Source organism: Exiguobacterium sp. s145 (assembly GCF_018618835.1).
In the GTDB taxonomy this organism is placed as follows: domain Bacteria; phylum Bacillota; class Bacilli; order Exiguobacteriales; family Exiguobacteriaceae; genus Exiguobacterium_A; species Exiguobacterium_A artemiae.
Window position 1 is genome coordinate 148,039 of record NZ_JACSMV010000001.1, and the last position, 19,190, is coordinate 167,228.

14 protein-coding genes, 1 pseudogene and 1 other annotated feature are annotated in these 19,190 nt (G+C 49.4%); all 15 genes and pseudogenes read left to right on the forward strand.

Annotation, left to right across the window (positions count from 1 at the left end):
• Positions 1-67: 67 nt before the first annotated feature.
• The 15 genes and pseudogenes from KNQ07_RS00710 (at position 68) to aspS (ending at position 19,149) form a co-directional block, all read left to right on the forward strand.
• Positions 68-1,498, forward strand: coding sequence for an L-aspartate oxidase (locus KNQ07_RS00710; RefSeq protein ID WP_214763528.1), 1,431 nt, complete (start codon positions 68-70; stop codon positions 1,496-1,498).
• On the forward strand, positions 1,467-2,309 hold the full coding sequence (nadC, locus tag KNQ07_RS00715; protein ID WP_214763531.1) for a carboxylating nicotinate-nucleotide diphosphorylase: 843 nt from the start codon (positions 1,467-1,469) through the stop codon (positions 2,307-2,309). The genes KNQ07_RS00710 and nadC overlap by 32 nt, the downstream gene beginning before the upstream one ends.
• On the forward strand, positions 2,299-3,396 hold the full coding sequence (nadA, locus tag KNQ07_RS00720) for a quinolinate synthase NadA (RefSeq protein ID WP_214763532.1): 1,098 nt from the start codon (positions 2,299-2,301) through the stop codon (positions 3,394-3,396). The genes nadC and nadA overlap by 11 nt, the downstream gene beginning before the upstream one ends.
• Positions 3,397-3,611: 215 nt before the next feature.
• Complete coding sequence (gene ruvA / locus KNQ07_RS00725) at positions 3,612-4,205, forward strand: Holliday junction branch migration protein RuvA (protein ID WP_012370967.1); 594 nt, start codon at positions 3,612-3,614, stop codon at positions 4,203-4,205.
• A 4-nt stretch (positions 4,206-4,209) separates the two neighbouring features.
• On the forward strand, positions 4,210-5,205 hold the full coding sequence (ruvB, locus tag KNQ07_RS00730) for a Holliday junction branch migration DNA helicase RuvB (RefSeq protein ID WP_214763533.1): 996 nt from the start codon (positions 4,210-4,212) through the stop codon (positions 5,203-5,205).
• A gap of 2 nt (positions 5,206-5,207) precedes the next feature.
• Complete coding sequence (gene queA, locus KNQ07_RS00735) at positions 5,208-6,251, forward strand: tRNA preQ1(34) S-adenosylmethionine ribosyltransferase-isomerase QueA (RefSeq protein ID WP_012370965.1); 1,044 nt, start codon at positions 5,208-5,210, stop codon at positions 6,249-6,251.
• Positions 6,248-7,393 carry a tRNA guanosine(34) transglycosylase Tgt gene (gene tgt, locus KNQ07_RS00740; RefSeq protein WP_026827829.1) on the forward strand — a complete coding sequence of 382 codons (1,146 nt, stop codon included), beginning with the start codon at positions 6,248-6,250 and terminating at the stop codon, positions 7,391-7,393. The genes queA and tgt overlap by 4 nt, the downstream gene beginning before the upstream one ends.
• A 71-nt stretch (positions 7,394-7,464) precedes the next feature.
• Positions 7,465-7,755, forward strand: coding sequence for a preprotein translocase subunit YajC (gene yajC, locus KNQ07_RS00745; protein WP_012370963.1), 291 nt, complete (start codon positions 7,465-7,467; stop codon positions 7,753-7,755).
• A 153-nt stretch (positions 7,756-7,908) separates the two neighbouring features.
• Positions 7,909-10,120 (forward strand): annotated as a pseudogene (secD, locus tag KNQ07_RS16070) (protein translocase subunit SecD).
• A 69-nt stretch (positions 10,121-10,189) separates the two neighbouring features.
• Positions 10,190-12,499, forward strand: coding sequence for a single-stranded-DNA-specific exonuclease RecJ (gene recJ / locus KNQ07_RS00760; RefSeq protein ID WP_214763537.1), 2,310 nt, complete (start codon positions 10,190-10,192; stop codon positions 12,497-12,499).
• The gene (locus KNQ07_RS00765) at positions 12,478-12,996 is read left to right on the forward strand and encodes an adenine phosphoribosyltransferase (protein WP_012370959.1); all 519 of its coding nucleotides are present in this window, start codon (positions 12,478-12,480) and stop codon (positions 12,994-12,996) included. The genes recJ and KNQ07_RS00765 overlap by 22 nt, the downstream gene beginning before the upstream one ends.
• A 139-nt stretch (positions 12,997-13,135) precedes the next feature.
• Positions 13,136-15,334: a RelA/SpoT family protein gene (locus KNQ07_RS00770; protein ID WP_214763538.1), complete on the forward strand. Its 2,199-nt coding sequence runs from the start codon at positions 13,136-13,138 to the stop codon at positions 15,332-15,334.
• Between the two features lie 13 nt (positions 15,335-15,347).
• On the forward strand, positions 15,348-15,785 hold the full coding sequence (dtd, locus tag KNQ07_RS00775; RefSeq protein WP_214763542.1) for a D-aminoacyl-tRNA deacylase: 438 nt from the start codon (positions 15,348-15,350) through the stop codon (positions 15,783-15,785).
• 56 nt (positions 15,786-15,841) lie between these two features.
• Positions 15,842-16,065, forward strand: a binding site (T-box leader).
• A 40-nt stretch (positions 16,066-16,105) separates the two neighbouring features.
• Entirely contained in the window at positions 16,106-17,386 is a 1,281-nt protein-coding gene (gene hisS / locus KNQ07_RS00780) for a histidine--tRNA ligase (protein ID WP_251139424.1), read from the forward strand.
• Positions 17,383-19,149, forward strand: coding sequence for an aspartate--tRNA ligase (gene aspS / locus KNQ07_RS00785; protein WP_012370955.1), 1,767 nt, complete (start codon positions 17,383-17,385; stop codon positions 19,147-19,149). The genes hisS and aspS overlap by 4 nt, the downstream gene beginning before the upstream one ends.
• The last annotated feature ends 41 nt before the right edge of the window (positions 19,150-19,190 follow it).

A 19,190-nucleotide genomic window follows, 5' to 3' on the forward strand; every position in this document is an offset into this window, starting at 1 on the left:
AGCTAAAAATATGCCAAACTTATTGTCAAGTCAATAGTAAATATAAATGTACAGAGGTGTTTTTCATATGTCTTTACATAAAACAGAAGAAGTGGATGTTTTAATCATCGGGACAGGACTAGCCGCCGTCTCGGTTGCCCTGCATCTTCCGGCTGATCTGAATGTCATTCTTGTCTCAAAAGGAACAAGGACAGAAACAAATTCGATGCGGGCGCAAGGCGGAATTGCGTCAGCGTATCTCGAAGCCGACCATGTCAGCCATCAAGCGGATACGAAACAGGCGGCAAAAGGGCGGACCGATGAAACGATGATTTCTTTTATCACCGCAACCGGAAAGCAGGTGATTCCGGAACTCGAAGCGTTTGGTGTTAGGTTTGATCGACAGGTGACAGGAGCATACGCTTTAGGTCAGGAAGGGGCACACTCGAGACCACGTATTTTTCACAGTGGAGGAGACCGGACGGGCGAACGTATCATGACGCAACTGTTTCGACAGCTCAAGCATCCTGTCAGGGAAAACACGGTCATCACGGAATTGTTGACTGATCACCGACAGGTTGTTGGAGCACGGGGATATCAAGGTGAAACACCGATCGTCTTTTCAGCTCGGTCTGTCATCCTGGCGACAGGAGGCATCGGCGGACTGTTTGCAGCCTCGACGAATGAACCGAGCTTGACCGGTGACGGTTTAGCTTTGGCTGCTCAAGTTGGCGCCAGTCTATCTGATTTAGGTTATATCCAACATCATCCGACCGTTTTGTTGCATGACGGCGTCAGTCACGGTTTGATTACGGAAGCTTTACGTGGCGCCGGTGCCTTTTTGATGACGGCAGACGGCCGGCGCGTGATGGCGGATCATCCGCAAGGCGACTTGGCGGCCCGGGATGAAGTGGCGATGAGAATCACGACAGTACGAGAGCGGGAAGCAGTCTATCTCAATACGACGCCTGTCGAACATTTGCAAACACGATTTCCAACATTTGTTGAAAAATGTGAAATATTGAACATATCACCTGATATCGTCGAAGTAACGACCGGTGTGCACTTTTTAATGGGCGGGATCAAAACAGATCGTCTCGGACAGACGACTGTTCCGGGACTGTACGCAGTCGGGGAGGTCGCTTCAACAGGTTTGCACGGAAAAAATCGATTAGCCTCGAACTCACTTCTCGAATGTTTTGTGATGGGCAAAGAACTGGCGTTACGGCTCCAGTTACCGCCCCGTCTGCCGTTGCCTGAAAAACAGTTTAAAGAACATGAAGAGAAGGTGGCACTTGACCCATCATGGACAGAAGCGCTGGCCGTTCATCTCGATGAAACCGTACTTAAACAAACGCTCGAAACCTTCATAAACCAACCCGAGGAACGGGCGACAGGACGGGACGCTGAACTGAGGCGTCTGCACCTGATGACGGCAAAGCTGTTGCTTGAAGGTGCAATTCAACGATTAAAAGGAGACCGACAACATGAACAGATGGTATCTACGACGACAGCTTGAGGATTTTTTGGTGGAAGACATCGGGCATCAGGATGTGACGAGTGAGGTGTGTTTAACCGGCGATGAACTAGGAACCGGTCACTTCATGACGAAAGAGGACGGTATTTTTTGCGGCGAAGCGGTATTGGTCGAACTAGCACGACTGCTGGGAGTCGAACACAAAACACTTGTCCGGGACGGAGAATCGATATCTCAAGGACAAGTCGTTGCGAAGTGGACCGGGCGGTTACAAGCGATTTTAACGGGAGAGCGGGTCGCATTGAATCTGATTCAGCGGACGTCCGGAATCGCGACCTTGACGCATCGGGCCGTCCGTCTGGTCGCCGGGAACGTCAGGATCGTGGATACCCGTAAAACAACACCGGGACTCCGGATGCTTGAGAAACATGCCGTTCGAGTCGGGGGCGGATTTAATCACCGCGGCCGACTCGATGACGCCGTCATGATCAAAGATAATCACATCACTGTCGCCGGTTCGATTACAGCGGCAGTCCGTCGGGCGAAAGCGCAAGTCGGTCATACGACACCAATTGAAGTCGAAGTCGAGACCGGTGAAGAGGTCAAGGAAGCAGTCGAAGCAGGAGTTGACATCATCATGCTCGACAACCGGACACCGGAAGAAATCAAACAGTTCCGGTCATGGATTCCGAAATCGATCACCGTTGAATTGTCCGGCGGGATCACGTTAGATACGTTGCCGGCCTATAGTGAATGCGGGGCAGATTACATCTCACTCGGCGCATTGACCCATTCGGCACCAGCGTTAGACATCAGTATGAAAATTGCGGGAGGAAAAAAAGATGAGTCTTGATTTATTTACAGAGCAGGGAATCCCTAAAACATATTCAGAAAAAACAGATGCAGAATTAGTGGCGATCATCAAAGGGATTAAAGAACGGATGGGCTCACGATTATTTTTACCGGCACATCATTATCAAAAAGATGAGGTCGTTCAGTTCGCTGATGCGACCGGAGATTCACTCCAACTCGCCCAACTGGCGAAACAGATGACAGACGCAGAATATACTGTTTTTTGCGGCGTCCATTTCATGGCAGAGACGGCGGATATGCTGACGGATCCAACGCATACGGTCGTCTTACCCGATATGCGGGCCGGTTGTTCCATGGCTGATATGGCGAACGGATTTCAAACGGAACGGGCATATGAGATACTGACGAACCGGTTGGACCGATCGATTCTCCCGCTGACCTATGTCAATTCAACGGCCGAAATCAAAGCGTTTGTCGGGCGGCATGGCGGAGCGACGGTCACGTCCTCGAATGCCGTTCAGATGGTCGAGTGGGCACTCGGGGAACGCGAGATTCTTTTTTTCCTGCCTGACCAACATCTCGGGCGAAATACGGCACATGCTTTGGGGATTCCCCTGGAACAGATGGCAGTCTGGGATCCGATTGCGGATCGGCTGATATTCGACGGAGCGGATGAGGACATCCGGGTCGTCCTGTGGAAAGGACATTGTTCCGTCCATGAGAAGTTTACGGTCGGACAAATTGAACAGTTCCGTCAAGCGGACCCCGAGCGGAAAATTCTTGTTCATCCGGAGTGTTCCTTTGAGGTCGTGGCAGCGTCGGACCTGAACGGTTCGACAGCCTATATCATCGATCAAATCAAACGGGCGGAACCGGGGACGAAATGGGCGATCGGTACAGAGATGAACTTAGTCCAACGACTGGCGAACGATTATCCGCAACTCGATATCGTCTCCTTGAATCCCTTCATGTGTCCCTGTCTGACGATGAACCGGATTGATTTACGACACCTCGCCTGGTCGCTCGAACAAATCGAAGCCGGTCAGCCGGTCAATATCATCACCGTTGATCCGGAAACGACGCGATATGCGGTACTTGCACTCGAACGGATGCTTGAACGTTCTTGATCGTCCGAAAAGAAAAGTCAATCTGAACCATTTACGCACTACGAACCAGAGAAAGGAATGTCGCATTCCGTTTTTCTGGTTCGTTTTTTTAGTAGTTTAGAAGAGATGAATTTCCATCGTGACCGTCTTCCGTTTAAAGAATTACGTTTTGAAGAGCCTCCTCGTTATATGCTACAATAACACGAGAGTTTGTTAATGGATGGGAGCGTTCTAAAGTGATAGAATTCGTACGCGGCGAAGTCGCTTATGTCTGTGCGGAATTCGTGACGATCGAGGTCGGGGGGATTGGCTACAAAATCGTAGCACCGAACCCGTTTTTTTATCGGACCGGAGACGAACAGGTTATCGTATATACGTATCATTATGTCAGAGAAGACCAGGAAGTTTTGTTCGGATTCCGTTCAAGACGGGAACGGGCGCTGTTCACAAAATTGCTTGGCGTAACGGGAATCGGTCCTAAAGGATCACTCGCCATTGTGGCGTCCGGAGACGTCGATGCGCTTGTTGAAGCGATTGAGCAGGAAAAGGAAAGTTATTTGATCAAGTTCCCCGGTGTCGGCAAAAAGACTGCGAAGCAGATGACCCTTGATTTAAAAGGGAAGTTGGCAGAGCTCGCACCGGATTATATTCCGAGCGAAGGATTATTTGCCCAAGGAAATGCGGAATTAAATGAAGCATGTGAAGCGTTGACGGCACTCGGATACAGTGAACGGGAAGTCGAAAAAGTCAAAAAAGCACTTCAAGGTGAAGTGTTGTCGACGGATCAATATGTGAAGCGGGCGTTGCAGTTGTTATTGAATGTGAGGTGAGAACGTGGAAGAACGGATTTTGTCAGAATCCGCACATGCGGAAGATCAGGAAGAGTGGAGTTTGCGTCCTCAGACACTTGATCAATATATTGGTCAAGAGAAGGCAAAAGGCAACTTAAGTGTCTTTATCCAAGCGGCAAAAATCCGTCAGGAAACACTGGACCACGTACTTTTATACGGTCCTCCCGGTCTTGGTAAGACGACGCTTGCGACAATCATTGCCAATGAGATGGGGGTCGGTATCAAGACGACAGCCGGACCGGCGATTGAACGTCCGGGCGATTTGGCTGCTATTTTATCTTCGCTCGAACCGGGAGATGTCTTGTTCATCGATGAGATTCACCGGTTAAGCCGGTCGATTGAGGAAATTCTTTATCCGGCGATGGAAGACTATTGCCTCGATATAGTCATCGGTCAAGGCGAACTCGCCCGCAGTGTGCGGATTGATTTACCGCCGTTTACCCTCGTCGGAGCAACGACGCGGGCCGGTATGTTATCGGCTCCGCTTCGTGACCGGTTTGGAGTGACGCTGAAACTCGAGTACTATACGATGCCGGAATTGTCGGCGATTGTTACACGGACGTCCCGCTTGTTTGGTTTTGAAGCGGACCGGATGGCAGCGGAAGCGATTGCGCTCCGTTCCCGGGGAACACCCCGTGTCGCCAACCGTCTGTTGCGGCGTGTCCGTGATTTTGCACAAGTCGCACACCAAACGGCAATCGATGCGACACTTGCGACGGGCGCCCTTGATCGTCTGCATGTGGATGCACTCGGGCTGGATGACGTCGATCACCGTCTGTTACGTTCGCTTGCCGAACGTTTTGCCGGCGGACCGGTCGGCCTTGAAACGATTGCTGCGACGATCGGTGAAGATGCCCAGACGATTGAAGATGTCTATGAACCATACTTGCTGCAGCAAGGATTTTTACAACGTACACCACGCGGTCGTGTTTTGACGCCGTTTGCGCGGCAACATTTAGGATTGAAAGAAGGAAACTAAAGATGGATGTAAATTTATTTGATTTTCATTTACCGGAAGAGCAGATTGCGCAAGTGCCTTTGCTCGATCGGACAAGTTCGAAGCTGATGGTCGTCAACCGGGAAACCGGCGCCCTTCGGCATGAAAAATTTCATGATATCGTCTCGTATTTTAATGCGGGGGATACTCTTGTCATCAATGATACAAAGGTCTTGCCGGCACGCCTATTTGGTGTCAAGGAAGAGACCGGCGGCAAAATCGAACTGTTGTTACTCAAACAGACAAGCGATGACGTCTGGGAGACACTCGCGAAACCGGCGAAACGCGTCAAACCGGGAACCGTCCTGTCCTTTGGTGACGGATTGCTCCGCGCGGAATGTGTCGAAGCACTCGACGACGGCGGACGGATCCTGAAGTTCTCGTATACAGGGATTTTTTATGAAGTACTCGATCAACTCGGGACGATGCCGTTGCCGCCTTATATCCACGAGCAGCTTGAAGATCAGGATCGTTACCAGACCGTTTACGCCCGGGAACGGGGAAGTGCGGCAGCTCCGACAGCCGGTCTTCACTTTACGCCGGAACTGTTGCAGGCCCTGACGGATAAAGGGGTTCAGCTTGCGCCGTTGACGTTGCACGTCGGACTCGGGACATTCCGTCCGGTCTCTGTTGATGACGTCGACAGTCACAAAATGCATAGTGAATACTACGAGTTACCGGAGTCTTCCGCAAAGATTTTACGCGAGACCCGCAAAAACGGCGGACGGATCATTGCTGTCGGAACGACTTCGACACGAACGCTTGAGACCGTCATCCGCGATCATGGGGATTTTGTTGAAGCTTCCGGTTGGACGGATATTTTCATCTATCCTGGTCAGGAAATTAAAGGAATCGACGGATTGATTACGAACTTCCACTTGCCGAAGTCGACGTTGATCATGCTCGTATCCGCTTTATCGACCCGCGAACACATATTACATGCCTATGAAGAAGCTGTTGCGCAAAACTACCGATTCTTTAGTTTCGGAGACGCAATGTTCTTAACGAGAGAGGAATTAAACCGATGACAAAACATGCAGTAACGTACGAACATATCAAGACTTGTAAACAATCTGGTGCGCGGTTAGGAATCGTCCATACGCCGCACGGCAGCTTCGAGACTCCTGTTTTCATGCCGGTCGGGACACAAGCGACGGTCAAGACAATGGCGCCGGAACAGATCAAAGACATGAACGCGAACATCATTTTGTCAAATACGTATCATTTGTGGGTCCGTCCGGGACATGATGTCATCAAGGAAGCCGGCGGTCTCCATAAATTCATGAACTGGGACGGTGCGATTTTAACCGATTCGGGCGGATTCCAAGTCTTTTCACTCGCTGATTTGCGCAACATCACGGAAGAGGGTGTCAACTTCCGCAACCACTTGAACGGAGACAAACTATTCCTGTCACCGGAAAAAGCGATGGAAATCCAGAATGCCCTTGGTTCGGATATCATGATGGCCTTTGATGAGTGTCCGCCATTCCCGGCTTCTCACGAATACATGAAAGCTTCAGTCGAGCGGACAAGCCGCTGGGCGGAACGTTGCCTTGAAGCTCATGAACGGCCGCAGGATCAAGCCTTGTTCGGGATTATTCAAGGCGGAGAGTATGAAGATTTGCGCCGCCAAAGCGCACGCGATCTCGCATCGCTTGATTTCCCGGGTTATGCAGTCGGCGGTCTGTCGGTCGGAGAGCCGAAAGACGTCATGTATCGTGCCCTTGATTTCACGACACCACTCATGCCGGAAGACAAGCCGCGTTATTTGATGGGCGTCGGTTCGCCGGATGCCTTGATCGAAGGAGCCATCCGCGGGATTGACATGTTTGACTGTGTCTTGCCGACCCGGATTGCCCGCAATGGTACGTTGATGACATCAAGCGGACGTCTCGTCGTCCGGAATGCCAAATACGCGCGTGATTTCCGTCCGCTCGACGAAAAGTGTGATTGCTACGCCTGTAAGAATTACTCGCGTGCTTATATCCATCACTTAATCCGGGCACAGGAAACATTTGGTCTTCACCTTTGTTCGACACATAATCTTCACTTCCTCGTCAAGTTGATGGAAGGCGTCCGTCAAGCGATTCGCGAAGATCGTCTGCTTGATTTCAAAGACGAATTCTTCGAAGAATACGGTTATAATTTACCGAACGCGAAGAATTTCTGATAAATGGTCTGACAATTCTATTCTTTTTACGGTATAATGAACGTGATTTGAATGAAAAGGAGCTGACTCAGATGCAACAATTATTGACATTCCTCCCGATGATCTTGATCTTCGTGGTGTTTTATTTCTTGTTGATTCGTCCACAGAACAAACGCCAGAAGCAAGTGCGTGAGATGCAAACCCAGTTATCACGCGGTGACTCGATCGTAACGATCGGTGGCCTTCATGGGGTCGTACAAAAAGTAGATGAGACGACAGTCACATTGAAATCGGGTAACGCTCAATTGACGTTCAACCGTAGTGCGGTCGCAGAAGTTACGAAAAAAACTACGACTGTCATGGACGACGAAATCGTCGAATAAGGCTAGAAAAAGACGCTTTCCGAATTCGGAAGCGTCTTTTCTGTTTTTATATGAGAAAAACGATTGCTAAGATTACCAATTCTTATGTAAGCTAGGATAGGATAAGAAAGTTGTCTGAAAATATACTGGGATTGAGAGAAAGGACAATGTAGCATGATTAAGAAGGGAAAACTGGCCACGTTCTTCATCATCGTTGCCGCGCTGCTCGTTTTGATTGGCACGACATCGAATTGGCTCTTAAAAGACACAAAACTCGGTCTGGACTTAAAAGGCGGATTTGAAGTGTTGTATGAAGTACAACCGTTGAAAAAAGGTGACGTCATCGATGCCAATGCGATGAGCGCAACACTGACGGCAATCGAAAACCGGGTCAACGTACTGGGTGTCTCAGAGCCGGATATCCGGATTGAAGGAGACAACCGGATTCGTGTTCAACTAGCCGGTGTCAAAAATCAGAGTGAAGCCCGTCAGATTCTATCCTCGACAGCCGAATTGTCATTCCGGGACATCAACGACAAAGTGTTACTTGATGGTTCAGACTTAAAGGCTAAAGGCGCAAAAGTCGGATACGATCCGCAAACAAATGCACCGCTCGTCGAACTGACAATGAAGTCGAAAGAAAAATTTTATGAAGTGACACAACAAGTATCAAAAATGCAACCGCCCGCCAATCGTCTTGTCATTTGGCTCGACTATGAGAAAGGCGATACGTACGAAAAAGAGATTCAAAAAGAAAACTCTAAAATTGTCTCCGATGCATCGGTCCAACAGCCGATCAACTCGGATAAAGCCATCATCTCCGGTGGTGACATTACAGCAGAATACGGGAAGCAACTATCCTCCATCTTAAACGCCGGAGCACTACCGGTTAAGCTGGATGAAATCTACTCGACGTCTGTCTCGGCCGCATTTGGTCAAGATGCCCTCGACCAGACTTTGTTTGCGTCGATGATCGGTGTCGCAGCCGTCTTCTTGTTCATGTTGCTGTTTTACCGGGTATCCGGTTTCGTATCGATCATTACCTTGTTGTTCTACATCTATCTCGTCATGATCTTCTTTAACGGAATTAACGCCGTCCTGACCTTACCGGGAATCGCGGCCCTTGTCCTTGGAGTCGGGATGGCGGTAGATGCCAACATCATCACGGCAGAACGGATCAAAGATGAACTCCGAAGCGGGAAATCTGTCTTGTCTGCTTTCAAAGCCGGTAACCGCCGCTCATTTGGTACGATTCTTGATGCCAACTTGACGACGTTGATTTCTGCAGGCGTGTTGTATTACTTCGGAACGAGTACCGTCAAAGGATTCGCGATCATGCTGATGGTCTCGATTGCCGTCACGTTCGTCACGAATGTTTTCATCTCACGTTACCTGATGCAACTTCTCGTCAGCAGCCGATGGTTTGATAAGAAGAAAACCTGGTTTGGCGTAAAGGAGAGTGAAATTCGTGAACTTTAATCCTACGAAATTTGATTATGTAAAACACCGGAACATTTACTTTATCATCACGATGGCCCTTGTCGTCATTTCTGTTTTGTTGCTCACACTCCGCGGCCTGAACCTCGGAATTGACTTTACAGAAGGAACACGGGTTGAAATTTCTTCAACGAACACGATTAAGGAATCAGAGGTTCGTTCCGTTATCGAAGATGCCGGAATTGACGCAGCGGAAATTAACGGTGTTCAATTTGCGCAAGGCGGCAAGCTCGCGAACGTGACGTTCGTCGGAGAATTCGATCAGCAACAAATCTCGAAAATGAAACAAGCGATTGAAGCGAAATACAAGAAAGAACCAAGCATCTCGACTGTATCTGCCCAGGTCGGTCAGGAGATTGCCCGTAATGCAATTTATGCCGTTTTACTGGCGTCGCTTGGGATCGTCATCTACGTCTCGTTCCGTTTCCAACCGTTATACGGGATTGCGACTGTTCTTGCGTTGCTCCATGACGCCTTGATGATCATCGCCTTCTTCTCGCTGTTCCAGATTGAAGTCAATCTGTACTTCATCGCAGCGATCTTGACCATCATCGGGTATTCGGTCAATGATACGATTGTTACGTTCGACAGGGTTCGGGAAAATCTCGCCCATGCTGAAAAAGGCGGCCGACAAGTGACGTTCAGCGAATTGTCGCATATTGTCAACGAATCGATTCAACAGACAATCATTCGTTCAATCAATACTGTCGTCACAGTCATCATGACGGCAGCGGCGCTCTATATCTTCGGCAGTGAAGCGATTCGTGGATTCAGCCTTGCCTTATTGGTGGGTCTGATCATGGGGATGTATTCTTCAATTTTCATCGCAGCCCAATTGTGGCTCGTCATGAAAGGCCGGACGCTCAAATCATCTAAACAAGCCTCATGACCTGACCCGTGTTAGCTATCGCTAACGCGGGTTTTGTTCTATAATGATGGAGTTGATTGGAGGGATTGGATGTATCATTCAAAGAAAACATGGATCGACAAAGACGTCGATTCGCTTAAAATAGACGAGTTAGCCGACCAGGTGAACGTATCCCGGCAAGTTGCGCACTTGCTTGTTCAGCGGGGATTTGATACCGCCGATCAAGCCAAGGCATTTTTGGAAACGGATCAAACGGCATTTCACGATCCTTTTTTGTTCCAGGATATGACCAAAGTGATCACCCGAATTCAGCAGGCGGCAGATGAAGGTGAAATGATTTTGATTTACGGCGACTACGATGTTGACGGTGTCAGTTCCGCTGCGATTTTATGGCATGCGCTGATTGAAATCGGTGCGATGGCGGAATGTTATATCCCGAATCGTTTTACGGAAGGTTATGGACCGAACGAGGCGGCGTTCCGCTGGGCAGCAGAAGAAGGATTCGGTCTCGTCATCACGGTCGACTGCGGGATTTCCGGCATCGAGGAAGCGGCTGTTTTAAAAGAACTCGGCGTCGATTTAATCATTACCGATCACCATGAAGCAAAAGATGTCCTGCCGGACGCTTTTGCTATGATTCATCCGGGTGTCGATTCCAACTATCCGTATTCGAAGCTCGCCGGAGCCGGTGTAGCCTTTAAGGTCGCCCACGCGCTGCTTGGGCGTGTACCGGAAGAATTGCTTGATTTGGCTGTACTCGGAACGATTGCCGATTTAGTCCCGCTTATCGGCGAAAACCGTTTGCTTGCAGCAAAAGGAATTGAAGCATTGAATGCCAGTGAACGGCCTGGCATCCTGGCGTTACGGAAAGTCTGCAGTCTCGTCGAAGACGAACTGACGGAAGAATCGGTCGGATTTGCCTTTGGACCCCGGATCAATGCGGCCGGACGTCTTGACTCGGCGATGCCAGCGCTTGAGATGCTGCTTGCGGAAACGATGGAAGAAGCGGAACCGCTCGCCGAGCAACTCGATCAGCAAAACAAGCAACGGCAGGATATCGTCAAAAAAATTGCCGAAGAAGCGACGGCACTCGTGGAGCAACATTATCTGTCCGATCGTGTTTTAGTCGTTGATTCCGATCAATGGAATCCCGGTGTCGTCGGAATCGTCGCATCCCGGCTCGTTGAAAAGTACCATCGTCCGGTCATTCTGTTGTGTCACGATGCAGAAAAAGGGACGGCTAAAGGATCAGGACGTTCGATTGTAGCCTTTGACCTCTTTGCCGAGTTGAATCAGACGGCTGACATCTTACCGCACTTCGGAGGACATCCGGCGGCTGCCGGGATGACATTGTCATCAGAAAACGTCCCGGTGTTACGAGAACGGTTGAATGCCCAAGCGGCAAGTCTGCCGGACGAAGCGTTTATCGCCACGACGGAGATTGATTTACGTTTACGTGTCTCGGATGTCTCGATTGGCTTGATTGAAGAAATGGGACGGTTGTCTCCGTTTGGTATGGGAAATCCGTCGCCGCGTGTCGTCGTCGAAGGCGCCAACATTCGGGACTTGAAACGAATCGGGCGTGATTTAACGCACTTGAAGGTTCTTGTGACGGACGGGAAAACGGAACTCGATGGTATCGGATTCGGGTTTGGAGATGCCGTTGACGAAGTATCATCGCTCGCTGAAGTTTCATTGATGGGGAGTCTGAACATCAACGAATGGAACGGTTTCCGTAAACCGCAACTGATGATTCAGGATCTGGCCGTCGTGGATTATCAATTGTTCGATTACCGCGGTGGGAAAAAACCATTAACGGATTTATTTGAACTTCCGCACGACACGACGACATTTGTTGCATTTTCGGAAGAAACACAATCCAAATATGCCGAGCGTCCGCTGAACGGAGAGGCGAAGGCAAATGTTGTCTTTTTGGATTTGCCCGAAGAAGAAGCAGCTTTCTTGCCGTATTTAAAAGATGCCGAACGGATTTACTGTGCGTTTAAGGATGAAGGGTACTATTTCGAGACGATTCCGTCACGGGAAGAGTTTAAACATTATTTCAATTACTTTGCGAAATGTCCCCGTGACGAGCTCCGAATCGGGCTTGTTCGTTTGTCGAAATCGCGAAAATGGTCGAAACGTTCGATTAACTTTATGCATTCAGTGTTTTCGGAACTTGATTTTCTTGTTACAATGGAGGACGGGCTGCCGGGTGTAAACCCGAATGCTGAAAAACGGGACTTGACGGAAGCAACGACGTACAAGCGTCATGAGGAACGTCAACGTCTTGAGCAACAATACATTTATTCGTCACTCGCTCAGTTGAAAGAGCGTTTTGATACTTTGGTAGAAGCGGCGAAGCAGGAGGAAATGACATGGAGTTCAAACAGCATATAAAAGAGGTCGAAAACTGGCCGAAAGAAGGAATCAGTTTCAAAGATATCACATCCCTGATGCAGAACGGTCCTGCTTATAAGCAGTCAGTCGATGCATTGATCGACTATGCCCGTAAGCAAGGCGCGGACGTCATCGCCGGACCGGAAGCACGCGGATTCGTTGTCGGATGCCCAGCAGCATACGCGATGGAAATCGGATTTGTTCCAGTTCGTAAAGAAGGAAAATTACCGCGTGAGACAGTCCGTGTCGAGTATGGTCTTGAGTACGGGAAAGATGTCTTGACGATGCACCACGATGCAATCCAACCAGGACAACGCGTCGTCATTCTCGATGACCTACTGGCAACAGGCGGCACGATCGAAGCGACAATCAAAATGATTGAGCAACTCGGTGGAACGGTTGCCGGAATCGGATTCCTGATTGAACTTGACGGTTTAGGCGGACGTGAAAAATTAGAAGGATACGATATTTTATCCTTGATTCGTTACGCAGATTAATGAATAAGCAATACCTTCTCGGCAGTGGTCGGGGGGGTATTTCTTTTTATTTTGACATATTATCAAAATTTCACGATAATAGAGGATATATATTAGGGATTCAGCGTAATCAATCCCGGGGACTGGGTGAGGATAAGGGATGACAAATAAACAAATCGTAAATGTAGAAGACCTTCTCGCTCGATGTGCGGAGTACATGACAGAGGCAGAAGTCAAAGATATCGAACGTGCCTATCAATTCGCAAAAGACGAGCATGAAGGACAATTTCGTCGATCGGGTGAACCTTATATCATTCACCCGGTTCAAGTGGCTGGGATACTGGTAGATATCGGACTCGACGCGACGACGATTGTTGCCGCTCTTCTTCATGATGTCGTCGAAGACACTGACATTACGCTGGAAGAACTCACGGAACGATTCGGAGCAGATGTCGCGATGCTGGTCGATGGCGTGACGAAACTCGGGAAGATCAAATACAAGTCCAAACGAGAAGAATTGGCAGAAAATCACCGGAAGATGTTTATTGCGATGGCAGAAGACATCCGCGTGATTTTGATCAAGTTAGCCGACCGCCTGCACAACATGCGGACGCTTCAACATATGGTCAAAGAGAAACAAGTCCAAAAAGCAGAAGAAACGCTTGAAATCTTTGCGCCGCTCGCGCATCGACTCGGGATTTCGACGATTAAATGGGAACTCGAAGACATCAGTCTGCGTTACATCAATCCGCAACAATACTACCGGATTGTCTCGATGATGAAACAAAAGCGGACGGAACGCGAAGCGCTCGTCACGTCTGTCATCGATGAAGTCAACGAAGTACTCGAAGAAGTCGAGATCGCAGCCGAGGTGGATGGTCGTCCGAAACATATCTACTCGATCTACAACAAGATGCAGAACTCGAAAAAAGAATTCAGCGAAATCTATGATTTGATGGCCGTGCGAATCATCGTCGACTCCATCAAGGATTGTTACGCGGTTCTCGGAATCATTCACACCCAATACAAACCGATGCCGGGACGCTTCAAGGACTATATCGCGATGCCTAAACCGAACATGTACCAGTCGTTGCATACAACGGTTATCGGGCCGAAGGGTGAACCGCTTGAAGTGCAAATTCGGACACGCGATATGCATTTCATCGCCGAATACGGAATTGCCGCACACTGGGCTTACAAAGAAGGAAAAGAGCAAGAGGCGAAGTCAGGTTTTGAAGATAAAATCGCTCACTTCCGTGAAATTCTGGAGTTACAAAAAGATACCGCCGATGCGGAAGAATTCATGGAGTCGGTCAAAGTCGACTTCTTCAGCGATATGCTGTACGTCTTTACACCAAAGGGTGACGTCATCGAATTGCCGAAAGGGTCGGTGCCGATTGATTATGCCTACCGGATCCATACGGAAATCGGACACCGGACGATTGGAGCAAAAGTCAACGGACGGATGGTGCCGATCGATTACAAACTGAAGACCGGTGACATCATTGAAATCGTTACGTCGAAACACAGTTATGGACCAAGCAAGGATTGGCTCAAGATTTGTGTATCGAGTCAGGCGAAAAATAAAATCCGTCAATGGTTCAAACGGCAACAACGGGAAGAAAACGTCTCGAAAGGTCGGGAACTGATTGAGGCGGAAGTAAAAAAACTCGGCTTTGAACCAAAGGATGTCATCAACGATAAGACACTTGAGGACGTGACACGGAAGTTCAACTTCGGTCAAGAAGAAGATATGTATGCTGCCGTCGGATATCACGGTCTGACCGCTGCCCAAGTCGCGCATAAATTGACGGAAAAATTGCGCAAAGACAAAGAGTCAAAAAATCTTGAATTAAACGAAGCCATCAGTGAAATGAAGACGTTTGACCGACCGAAGAAACAAAATCCGGAAGGCGTTCGTGTCAAAGGCATCGACAACATGCTGGTCCGCATGAGCCGTTGCTGCAACCCGGTTCCGGGTGATGATATCGTCGGGTATATTACCCGCGGTCGCGGTGTTTCGATTCACCGGTCCGATTGTCTGAATGTGATTCATGAACAGAATCCGGAACGGTTGCTTGAAGTCGAATGGGAACATGAAGGCAAGACGGTCAAGAGTTATAACGTCGAAATCGAAATTTCCGGTTTTGACCGGGCGGGTCTGTTAAATGATGTCCTCCAATCGGTGTCCGCGATGAACACGAATATCGTAGCTGTCAGCGGTAAGGGAGACGACAGCAAACAGGCCAAGATTTCAATGACGATCGCAATCGACAACGTCAATCACCTGCAAAAGGTCGTCGATCGAATTAAACAAATATCAGACGTGTATGCCGTGCATCGCGTCATGATGACATAAGGAGCGGATAGAAATGCGAGTCGTATTACAACGGGTCAAAGAAGCAAGCGTGACGGTCGAAGGGGCGGTTGCCGGTCAAATCGATCAAGGATTTCTTTTACTCGTCGGGGTCACGCATGACGATACGCTGGAGCAAGTCAACTGGTTGGCGGACAAGATTGCCGGGTTACGTGTGTTCGAGGATGAAGAAGAACGGATGAACCGGTCGCTTCAGGATGTCGAGGGGAAGATTTTATCGGTGTCCCAGTTCACCTTATACGGAGACGTCAAAAAGGGCCGTCGCCCTGCTTTTACAGAAGCGGCCAAACCTGATGTTGCAAATGAGTTGTATGAAGCGTTCAACGCTCGTTTACGTCAGCAGGGAATCATCGTCGAGACCGGACAGTTCGGAGCGATGATGGACGTTGCGCTCGTCAATGACGGACCGGTGACGTTGATTCTTGAAAAGTGACCAAAGTCTTGACAGGATCTTTTGGACGAGGCAATATAAAGGATAACAGAACGAATTAAGAACCGATGACGAAGAAGAGTAATTTAGATCTCGGCTGCATAGAGAGTCGCTCCCCGGCTGAAAGGGCGATCAGACGAACTAGATGAAAGACCCTTTTGAGGTATTTTCCTGAAACGAACAGAGTAGGGGAAATCGTAGGCAGGCGTTAACTGCACCGAGTGGCTGAGATTTTTCAGCAACCAGGGTGGTACCACGGGATCTTTAAGTTCTCGTCCCTTTGCGGACGAGGGCTTTTTTTGTATTCAAAAGGAGGAATTAGGATGAAATTACCACGCGGAACGTTTGATGTACTTCCCGGTACAGTGGAACGTTGGCAGTATATTGAAAACCAATTGCGGGAGATCAGTAAACGGTATAACTACAAAGAAATCCGGACACCGATTTTCGAAGAAACAGAGCTGTTTAAACGCGGTGTCGGTGAGACGACGGACATCGTTCAAAAAGAGATGTTCATGCTTGAAAAGCGCGGCAAAGAACAATTTACGCTTCGTCCGGAAGGGACGGCAGCAGTCGTTCGGTCATTCGTGACGAATAAACTGTACGGTGCTGCCAATCAGCCCGTCAAACTCTTTTACATCGGACCGATGTTCCGTTATGAACGCCCGCAAGCCGGACGTTTCCGTCAACTGCACCAATACGGTGTCGAGGCACTCGGCAGTGAAGAGCCGGCCATCGATGCAGAAGTCATCAGCCTGGCGATGAGCATTTACCGCTCATTCGGACTGAAAAAACTGAAGCTCGTCATCAACTCGCTCGGAGACAGCGAAAGTCGTGCCGCACACCGGGAAGCACTCGTCAACCACTTTAAGCCGGTCGCTCACGAGTTATGTCAGGATTGTCAAAACCGTCTGGAAGCGAATCCGCTTCGCGTACTCGATTGTAAAGTCGACCGGAATCACCCGAGTATGGCGACAGCCCCATCGATTCTCGACTTTTTGAATCCGGCTTCGAAAGAGTACTTCGATCAAGTCCTGTTGCACCTGGATGCGCTTGGTATCGAATACGTGATTGATCCGACCCTTGTCCGCGGACTGGATTACTATAATCACACGTCATTTGAAATCATGTCGGAAGCAGAAGGGTTCGGCGCGATTACGACACTTTGCGGGGGCGGACGTTATAACGGACTCGTTGAACAAATCGGCGGACCGGCCACACCGGGAATCGGATTTGGAATCGGAATCGAACGTCTGTTGATGGCGCTTGAAAATGAAGGGGTCCTGCCGGAAATCGATGATGCAATTGATGTCTTCATTGTCGCGCAAGGCAACGATGAAGTTGAAAAAACGGCAACACGCCTGTTGCAGTTGATGCGTCTTGAAGGACTTGCCGCAGACCGTGATTATCTCGGACGGAAGTTTAAGGGGCAATTCAAAGCGGCAGACCGTTTGAAAGCCCGTTTCACCGTCATCCTCGGAGACGAAGAAGTCGAGCGCGGAGCGGCTGCGTTAAAAGACATGTCGACCGGCGAACAGATTGATGTACCATTATCTGCTGTTGCCGATACGATTGTCGCGAAATTAAAGGAGGAAGTACAATGATCGGACGTACACACATGAACGGAACCGTAACAGAGGAAACGATCGGCCAAGCCGTTCAACTAAAAGGATGGGTCCAAAAACGACGTGACCTCGGGGGATTGATTTTCCTCGATCTTCGTGACCGGACCGGTATCGTCCAAGTCGTCTTCCAACCGGAAAACGAACAGGCACACCGTTTGGCGGAATCGATTCGCTCGGAATACGTGCTCGACATCAAAGGGACAGTCGTCCAGCGTGAAAATCCGAACCCGAACATCCCGACCGGCCAAGTCGAAGTCGTCGCAGACGAAGTCATCATCTTAAACGCTTCGAAAATGACGCCGTTCCCGATCAGTGAAGAAGCGGAACAGACATCGGAAGACCTTCGTCTGAAATACCGCTACCTGGATCTCCGTCGTCCGTCATTACAGGAAACATTCCGTCTGCGTTCGAAAGCTTCGAATATCATGCGGAACTTCCTCGACGAACAGGACTTCCTCGAAGTTGAAACACCGATCTTAACGAAATCGACACCGGAAGGCGCGCGTGACTATCTCGTTCCGAGTCGTGTTCACCCGGGTGAGTTTTACGCCTTACCGCAATCACCGCAGTTGTTTAAGCAATTATTGATGGTATCCGGCTTTGAGCGGTACTTCCAAATCGCCCGTTGTTTCCGTGATGAAGATTTACGGGCCGACCGTCAACCGGAATTCACACAAGTCGATATTGAAACAAGTTTCATGGACGTCGAAGATCTGTATGCGATGATGGAATCGATGATGACGCGTGTCATGAAAGAAACACTCGGAAAAGACATCACGACGCCGTTTCCGCGGATGCCGTATGCGGAAGCGATGAGCCGGTTCGGTTCAGATAAACCGGATACGCGTTTCGGTCTTGAATTGATTGATGTCGCGGAAGCCGTCACAGGAGCTGGCTTCAAAGTCTTCGACATGGCGCTTGAATCAGGTGGCGAAGTCAAAGCCTTGAATGTCAAAGGGGCAGCCGATCAGTTCTCCCGTAAAGACATCGATAAATTACAAGAGTTTACAGCAATTTATGGTGCCAAAGGCCTTGCTTGGGTTAAAGTGACCGCTGACGGACTGAACGGGCCGATTGCGAAGTTCTTTGATGAGGCAGCAACAGCCCGACTCGTCGAAGCGACGACAGCGGAAGCTGGTGACTTACTTGTGTTCGTCGCGGCAAAAGCATCAATTGTTGCCGACAGTCTGGGTGCCCTTCGTCAAAAACTAGGAAAAGAACTCGGCTTGATTGACGAAACCGTCTTCAACTTCCTGTGGGTAACGGACTTCCCACTCGTGACGTTTGAAGAAGCGGACAGTCGTTTTTATGCGAACCACCACCCGTTCACGATGCCGCGTCGGGAAGATCTCGATAAACTCGAGACAGACCCGGGCAGTGTCCTCGCTGTTGCCTATGACCTTGTCTTGAACGGTTATGAGCTCGGTGGCGGATCACAACGGATTTACGAACGTGATATTCAAGAGCGGATGTTTAAATTGCTTGGCTTCACGGAAGAAGAAGCAAACGAACAATTTGGTTTCCTGATGGAAGCATTCGAGTACGGCACACCACCGCACGCCGGTATCGCACTTGGTCTTGACCGTCTGATCATGCTGCTTGCAGGCCGGACGAACTTACGCGATACGATTGCGTTCCCGAAAACAGCTTCTGCGAGCGATCTGTTGACAGCGGCACCAAGCCCGGTTTCAGACGCACAATTGAATGAACTGTCGATTCGGACAGCAGTCAAACAATCATAATACCAACAGATTTCCTTCGATCCTGAAGGGAATCTGTTTTT

Bases quoted from the DNA above. Each gene is read 5' to 3' on its own strand.
- KNQ07_RS00710 (WP_214763528.1), top strand. From the start codon at position 68: ATGTCTTTACATAAAACAGAAGAAGTGGATGTTTTAATCATCGGGACA.
- nadC (WP_214763531.1), top strand. From the start codon at position 1,467: ATGAACAGATGGTATCTACGACGACAGCTTGAGGATTTTTTGGTGGAA.
- nadA (WP_214763532.1), top strand. From the start codon at position 2,299: ATGAGTCTTGATTTATTTACAGAGCAGGGAATCCCTAAAACATATTCA.
- queA (WP_012370965.1), top strand. From the start codon at position 5,208: ATGGATGTAAATTTATTTGATTTTCATTTACCGGAAGAGCAGATTGCG.
- tgt (WP_026827829.1), top strand. From the start codon at position 6,248: ATGACAAAACATGCAGTAACGTACGAACATATCAAGACTTGTAAACAA.
- yajC (WP_012370963.1), top strand. From the start codon at position 7,465: ATGCAACAATTATTGACATTCCTCCCGATGATCTTGATCTTCGTGGTG.
- recJ (WP_214763537.1), top strand. From the start codon at position 10,190: ATGTATCATTCAAAGAAAACATGGATCGACAAAGACGTCGATTCGCTT.
- KNQ07_RS00765 (WP_012370959.1), top strand. From the start codon at position 12,478: ATGGAGTTCAAACAGCATATAAAAGAGGTCGAAAACTGGCCGAAAGAA.
- KNQ07_RS00770 (WP_214763538.1), top strand. From the start codon at position 13,136: ATGACAAATAAACAAATCGTAAATGTAGAAGACCTTCTCGCTCGATGT.
- dtd (WP_214763542.1), top strand. From the start codon at position 15,348: ATGCGAGTCGTATTACAACGGGTCAAAGAAGCAAGCGTGACGGTCGAA.
- hisS (WP_251139424.1), top strand. From the start codon at position 16,106: ATGAAATTACCACGCGGAACGTTTGATGTACTTCCCGGTACAGTGGAA.
- aspS (WP_012370955.1), top strand. From the start codon at position 17,383: ATGATCGGACGTACACACATGAACGGAACCGTAACAGAGGAAACGATC.